We start from the raw sequence: 6,940 nt of genomic DNA on the forward strand, positions 1-6,940 counted from the left end.
AATAATTCAGTTACCATTTTTTGTAACTAAAGCAAATTTGAAAAAACAAAGAAAAAAACGACTTCTTAAATTCAATTGTAACCCACTTTAACGATGTAGTTAATACAATTACATTCGTAATTTCATAATCATCTACAAAACGAAAATAAGGCCCTTAAAACGGTTTTCGGTTTTAAAGGGTCCTATTTTCGTTGGAAAATCTATTATTCTATTTCTCCCTTCACTTCTTCATATAAAATGTCTTCTGCAAACTTTTTGTAACCATTATACCCTTTTTGGGAAGCTTTTTTCTTTATTGCTTCCACTACCTTTGGATCAAGATATAAGCTCACATGCTGCTTTTTTTCTATTGGTTCCTCTTTTGATGTATTTTCAATTTCTTGCTTAAAAATTTCTAAATCTCTTTTTAAATACAATCGCTCAGTAGATTTCCCTTTAGCAATTTCTTTAAATGGTAATAAGCCATCTCTTGCAGCATTATGTACATATGTCTTCGATTTACCGAGAAACTCTGCTGCTTTCTTTAATGTCAAAGCATCCTTATACATTTCAACAAGTTTTAGCACATCTTCTTCTTTAAAACGGTATCCGCCATCTGCTTTCCAGGTAACAGGATTTATAGGTTGGATTTGTTTATACTTTATTAAATAGCTTAATTGATTTTTTGTTAAACCTACGCTATCGCATACCTCTTCGAAAGATAAATAGTTCATTTCTCACCTCATCCGAAACATTCATTCTAGTTGTTGTATTAAATTTCTTAGTTCGTACTTTGTTAAACCCGTCTCTTTTACTACATCCTTTAATGAATACTCTTTATACTGCAGATACTTGATCGAATTATCTATGTAACGTTCCCTTACCTTATTAAATGTACTCTTTTTTGATAAGAGATTCAATTGCTCTCCTTTCTCGCCAATGGAATCGAAAATTGGACATCCTTTACAATGTTTGTAGTTTCGTTGTTTTGCCTTTTTTTGCTCATCTGTACAATTTCATTGATAGATTGTTCAGAGGTCAAGTTGAACAATGGGTATATTCTAAATCATAAATTTCACGACGAAGATTTTTCAAAAAAATCTCCTCCTATCATATTTGGGTTGAAATGTACAAAAAAGCCAATTAAACATTTCAATTATATATCAACTAAGATGAAAAGTTAAATGACAAGAAAAATACAATTTTTTAATATTTCATTTTATACCACAATAAATAATCTATTTATTGTGGTATAATTAGAATCATAAAACCTCCTATAAAATATATGTCTGTCTTTTCATTCTATTAAAGGGTGTGTGTATATTTGAATATTTTGAATTACGAACATAACAACCAAATTGTAAAATCAAAATCAGATTTTTTTGATAGCAGTCATTTTGAAAAAATTATGGGTATAGGTATTCGAAACATTGATTACTCCAAATTAAGTGAAGAATCATTGGTTTACTTATTTTTACATGATGAGCCTTCTTTAACGAAAAAAAGAAGTGAACGTACAAAAAAGATATATCTGCATGATCTGTCTCATTTTCTTCGGTACATAAAAGAAAAAATAGGAACCATTCATGAGTTATCCCATAATGAGATGGAAATCTATTTCTATGAGCTAAGTAAGAAATATGCGGCCACCACATTACGCCGAAAGAAAACAGTGGTTCAGCAGTTTTTAAAATATATTTATGATAACAATGGACTCTCAGACAACTTTAGTAGTCGGATTAAAAAAGTATCTGTAAAAAAAGAAGAGCTGGTCAACCGCGACCTATTTCCGGAAGAAGTGAATGAAATTTTAGATACATTGAAAAAAAAAAATTTCTTTATGTATTCCTTGTTTTTTCTCCTTACCACTACCGGTCTCCGGATTGAGGAAGTTGCAAACTCAAAATGGGCTGACCTTACATTTCATCCTTCTTTAAATGTCTATCTCCTACGTGTAGTTGGAAAAGGAAATAAAACTAGAGAAGTGCGTATATTTGAGGATGTACTCGATGATATTTGTCATCTTCGCCAATTGCGTAAACAAACAAGTGAATTGGACGCCTCTAGCATATCTGCTTTTCTACCTAAAGCGGATGGCTCTCACTATAGGGCCGACTACTTATCAAAATATGTAGCAGAAAAAATTGAAGAAACAAACTTACCATTTCTACGTTACCGGAAAGATAGAATTACCCCTCATACCTGCAGGCACTTTTTTGCAAATCATTTGATGGGAAAAGGTGTCGAGCTTAAGAAAATACGTGACTATTTAGGACATGAATCTATTATGACGACGGAACGTTATTTAAGGGAACGTACAAGACGTCAAAACTTGGCCACAATAGATATAGGAAATTCTTTATTTTAGTAAACATATATAATAGGAAGATTCTCGATTTGACGTATCGATTTCTTCCTATTTTTTTGTTCATAGAACTCTAAATCTTTCTCTTTCATCATAATATCTTGACTGATTATTACAAGTTAAATAAAAAAATGACTTATTATAAGTCATAACGGTGCATTTTACCTTTTCTGTTTTACACTAACCTTATAAATCAGAAAGGAAAAGGTGATGATATGTCTCATCTAAGCAAACGACTTGCTGAATTGCGAAAAAAACAAGGATACACCCAATCCGATATATCACATCGCCTAAATATTGCCCGCACTACTTATGCTAATTGGGAATATGGGAAAGCTGATCCTGATGCAGATTCGATAATGCGGATTGCAGAGCTGCACAATATCTCCATTGATGAATTGTTTGGAAGAAATAATCCTCTAGAAAATAAATTAGAATCCATTAAAGTAGCACTTGCAGATTTACCTGCTGAAAAACAACAAGAAGCGTTAGATATTCTTATCGATTATACATATTTCATTAAAAAACACTTTACCAAATGAAATTAACCAAATGCAAATAACACCTTATGTATTATACGGTAGTAAAGCGACTGTTTGTAGTAGTTGAAATTCTTAAATTTTATACTATAGTTATGATAAATTTTGGTGAAGTATTAAAAAGACTAAGAAAATCTGGTTCTGGTGCAAAGATAAAATAAAAGAGAATATAGCGCATATATTTCGAGCAGAATTGTATTTTATGCTGTTAGCCCAAACAATTGATGGATGAATTCTTTCTGATTTTGAACAGACTGATCCCGTAAATCAATCTGTTCTTTTTTAATCATATGCATAGCTTCTACTCCTGCAAGAATGGATGTAGCTGTGCCAAAAGACTTGAATCCTAATATAGAACGCACACGTTTCTTAATAAAACGATGATCTTGTTCCACTATATTATTGAGATATCTAACTTGTCCTAGCTTGATGCCTTCAGGCATATGTTTTTCTTCTTTCAACGCTTGAATTGCTGCAGGATAGGCAGGGTTCTTATCTACTGTTATCACGCGAGGTTTAGAAACGTACGAAAAAGCACTTGGCGGCTTGTTTATCTCTTGATTTACTTAGATGAAAATCGACTATACTGTAAACGACTTAAAACAAAATAATACTACAGAAGATTTCGGTAAACATATTAAAGCACAATTTCTTTGGGATTGGGATCCTGCAAAAAGCCCTGCATACGAGACAACCCTTGCGGAACTAAAATCACAAAGTTCAGAGATTGTCTCCAAAAAAGTATTTCATTCTAAGTGGACTGAAACAGGGGGGTTAAAACCTGGGAAAATGGATTGGTTTTGGATAAAGTTTATATTTGAGGATAAGGGAACAGATCAAAACGTTTTCCAAGGGGATAGTATTGCGCTAAAAATGGAGTTCCAAGCCAATCAAACAGAGGGAAAAGAAAGATAATATTACAAAAATATTGTTGTGAAAATGTAAAACTGAGCTTGTAATTTTTTATAATTTGTAAAATTGACCATCAAATATCCATATAAAAAACCAGTGATATCAGTACATGTGTATAATATCGCTGGTTTTTTTGAGTTTAACATTTTGTATGTTTTGTAAAACTATTTTTCTTTCGGAAGTACAATTCTTTTATACAATTGAACTGTAATCAAGTAGTAAATTAAGTAAATCACTACGAAAATGACAAGTGGCAACCAAATTCGGAAATACGGATCAATCAAAAGCGGACCGAACATGTTCATACCAACTAATATATGAGCAATACCCACAATTGCCGGTACTAAGAATATGAAGAATAACTCTTTATAAATCGATTGTGTTAATAACCCCCGGCGGACACCAATTTTACGAAGCATTTGATAACGTGTGCTGTCTTTCGATGCGCCAGATAGAATTTTAAACATTAGGCAACTTGCCATCATTGCTAAGAATGCAATTCCAACGAAGAAGCCCATGAACATGAATCCACTGGCCATACCATGACTCAGATTATACATTTGATACGTACTACCTAATTCTTCCGCTTTCACATTTTTATATTTCGCTACCTGTAATTCATCAAGTTTTTTCCATTCTTTTAAATGTGCTCCAAAATCATCTGTTTTTCCAATAAACACAGTATTTTCTTTATCCTTCATACTATCGTATATGCTTTGGTCTATAATTTTTATTTCATGATCAGGATACATATAAGTTGGCTGGATTGTGAAGAAAGCTTCTTTCCATTGTTTTGTTTTCGTATCATCGTTATACAGTTTATACAGTTGTTTTGGCAATGTAAATGCATCCTTAGGAAATTCCTCTGAAACTTTCATCATCTTCCTATTTTCACTATCTTGTGCTAAAGGACGATTTTTCTCTACATCTTCTTTTATATAATACACATACTGATCATCTACTTTGTAGCGATATTCAAACTTCTCTTGAAATAAGATGTCACTCAAAATTTTCTTTTCTTCCGCTGTTGGATTATGAACGACTGAATCGTAAACTTTTTCTTTATCAGTCGTCTTTAGAACGTTATTTTTAAATGCCATACCACACGCAATTCCACCAGCGCCAAGAGCCACTAAGATTGCTACCGTTGCAAGCACCCGTGTTAGGCTATTAATTCGGAAATTCAATTGTGCAAAAGTAAAAGCATTCAGCCCTTTTTCACGACGTTTTTTATTACTCTTTATCTTGTTAAGCATAACTGGGAGAAGTGATCCAAATAACATGTAAGTACCGGCTGTTGCTGTGATTAATCCAATACCCATGAATTTAGGTACGGTTAATAGCTCTTTTTCCTGTAAATGTGCTATATGGATCAGTGATGCATACCCAATACTTAGAAAAATTAGACCAAGGAATGCAACTACAACTGTCATTTTTCCTTTTATGGCGACACGTTCTGTTTGTGCATCTGCATGTACAAGTTGTAATACAGAAATACGAGATAATTTCATACTATTCATGATTGCTGATACTATAAATAGTGCAAAGAAAAAGAGGCAAGTAACAGTCATAGATGGAATATAAAATGCTTTATAATCTTCACCAGAGAATTCCAACTGCTTCATTAATAACTGACCAATACCTTCTGCAAGCCCTACACCAACTGCGATTCCGATTGCAAGAGATGCGGCACCTATTACGATTGTTTCGATAAACATAAGTAAGGTAACTTTATGCTTTTTTGCCCCTAACATCATGTACATACCAAATTCTTTTTGGCGAAGAGATAATAAGAAAGAATTTGCATATAAAATATAGAAAAACGTTACAATCGCTAATAAAAAGGAACCGATTTGGAATGCAATTGCAACCGTTTTAGCATGTGGATTGGATTCAAGGAACGCCTTATTGAGTGCTAATGTTTGAAACATATAAAAAGTTGAAATAGAGACAATCAGACCAACAAGTAAGACAATGTAATCTTGCAACTTACTTTTTAGGCCTGACATGGAAAGCTTAAATAACATGATTGAACTTCCTTCCTTACGCTTTTTGTGTACCTAAGTTTGCAAGAACGTCTAAAATTTCTTTATAGAACTCTTCACGTGTACCACCGCGATAAATTTCTTTATATAGCTCACCATCTTGTATGAATAAAATACGCTGACAGTAACTTGCACTGTACGGATCATGTGTAACCATCATAATAGATACGCCTTGCCCTTTATTTAAGTTTGTCATCGCATCCAGTAAACTCGTTGCATTTTTAGAATCAAGAGCTCCTGTTGGCTCGTCTCCTAATATAATTGCTGGTTCATGAACTAACGCGCGTGCTGCTGCTGAACGTTGCTTTTGTCCACCAGATACTTCAGATGGATACTTTTGAAGTATTGCTGAAATCCCTAACATATCAGCTACCTTTTCTACTTTCGGCCCAATATTTCTTGATGGTACACCTTGAAGGGAAAGTGGAAGTGCAATGTTTTCGTAAACAGATAAATTCTCTAGTAAGTTAAAGTCTTGGAAAATAAATCCTAATTTTTGCGAACGGAAATCAGAAAGCTCACCTTGCTTCATTTTCGTAATATCCGTTCCTGCAATTTCAACAACGCCACCTGTCGCTTTATCAAGAGTTGCAATTACATTTAGCAATGTTGTTTTTCCTGAACCAGATGGCCCCATAATTCCTACAAACTCCCCCTCTTGAATTGAGAATGATACACCTTTTAACGCGTGTGATTGATTTTCACCTTTTTTACCGTACACTTTTTGAATGTTTTTTACATCTACAACTGGTTTTATCATATATATCCTCCTAGTTTGTTTTTGCAGTTTTTTACAATAAGCTGCTATTCTTATTTGCTACTAACAAAATAGTCATGTTGCATCCACCTTTTCCATGAGATTGTCACGATGTATCCACTTGAAAATTGTAAAGAAAATTTTCTTTTTTAATTTCTCCACTCACCTCATCGCTTTGAATACATACATGATAAACTATGAAAATTAGGAAACACCCTGTAAAATCCTTAAGAATTCTTAAGTTTTATAAAAAAAGCTTATGGAACCTGTAATTCCATAAGCCAATCTATTTGATTGGATGTTCAACAATAAAGGACATCCAGCCGTCTTTATATTCTGCATG

General features: G+C 33.3%; 5 protein-coding genes and 3 pseudogenes. 3 read left to right on the forward strand and 5 right to left on the reverse strand.

Features of this window, described 5'->3' with window-relative positions; genetic code table 11:
• Positions 1 to 203: 203 nt before the first annotated feature.
• Both ACFWDE_RS29350 and ACFWDE_RS29355 read right to left on the reverse strand, forming a co-directional pair.
• A complete protein-coding gene (locus ACFWDE_RS29350; RefSeq protein WP_377896248.1) occupies positions 204 to 713 on the reverse strand; it encodes a helix-turn-helix domain-containing protein in 510 nt (169 codons plus the stop codon).
• Positions 714 to 734: 21 nt separating this feature from the next.
• Positions 735 to 1,014, reverse strand: a pseudogene (locus ACFWDE_RS29355) (hypothetical protein).
• 289 nt (positions 1,015 to 1,303) lie between these two features.
• On the opposite strand from ACFWDE_RS29355, the gene ACFWDE_RS29360 reads away from it, so the two are divergent.
• Both ACFWDE_RS29360 and ACFWDE_RS29365 read left to right on the forward strand, forming a co-directional pair.
• Entirely contained in the window at positions 1,304 to 2,347 is a 1,044-nt protein-coding gene (locus ACFWDE_RS29360; RefSeq protein ID WP_377896249.1) for a tyrosine-type recombinase/integrase, read from the forward strand.
• A 212-nt stretch (positions 2,348 to 2,559) separates the two neighbouring features.
• Positions 2,560 to 2,886 (forward strand): helix-turn-helix domain-containing protein, encoded by a 327-nt coding sequence (locus ACFWDE_RS29365; RefSeq protein ID WP_377896250.1) that lies wholly within the window; start codon positions 2,560 to 2,562, stop codon positions 2,884 to 2,886.
• 197 nt (positions 2,887 to 3,083) lie between these two features.
• Here ACFWDE_RS29365 and ACFWDE_RS29370 read toward each other — a convergent pair.
• Positions 3,084 to 3,465: pseudogene (locus ACFWDE_RS29370) on the reverse strand (DDE-type integrase/transposase/recombinase); the annotation flags it as partial.
• Here ACFWDE_RS29370 and ACFWDE_RS29375 point away from each other — a divergent pair.
• Positions 3,454 to 3,798, forward strand: a pseudogene (locus tag ACFWDE_RS29375) (TasA family protein); the annotation flags it as partial. The pseudogenes ACFWDE_RS29370 and ACFWDE_RS29375 overlap by 12 nt on opposite strands.
• Positions 3,799 to 3,959: 161 nt before the next feature.
• Here the strand turns inward: ACFWDE_RS29375 and ACFWDE_RS29380 are convergent.
• Entirely contained in the window at positions 3,960 to 5,822 is a 1,863-nt protein-coding gene (locus tag ACFWDE_RS29380; protein ID WP_377896251.1) for an FtsX-like permease family protein, read from the reverse strand.
• 16 nt (positions 5,823 to 5,838) lie between these two features.
• On the reverse strand, positions 5,839 to 6,600 hold the full coding sequence (locus tag ACFWDE_RS29385) for an ABC transporter ATP-binding protein (protein ID WP_377896252.1): 762 nt from the start codon (positions 6,598 to 6,600) through the stop codon (positions 5,839 to 5,841).
• Positions 6,601 to 6,940: the final 340 nt, after the last annotated feature.

Origin of the sequence: Bacillus sp. NPDC060175, from assembly GCF_042728695.1 — a bacterium.
GTDB lineage: Bacteria > Bacillota > Bacilli > Bacillales > Bacillaceae_G > Bacillus_A.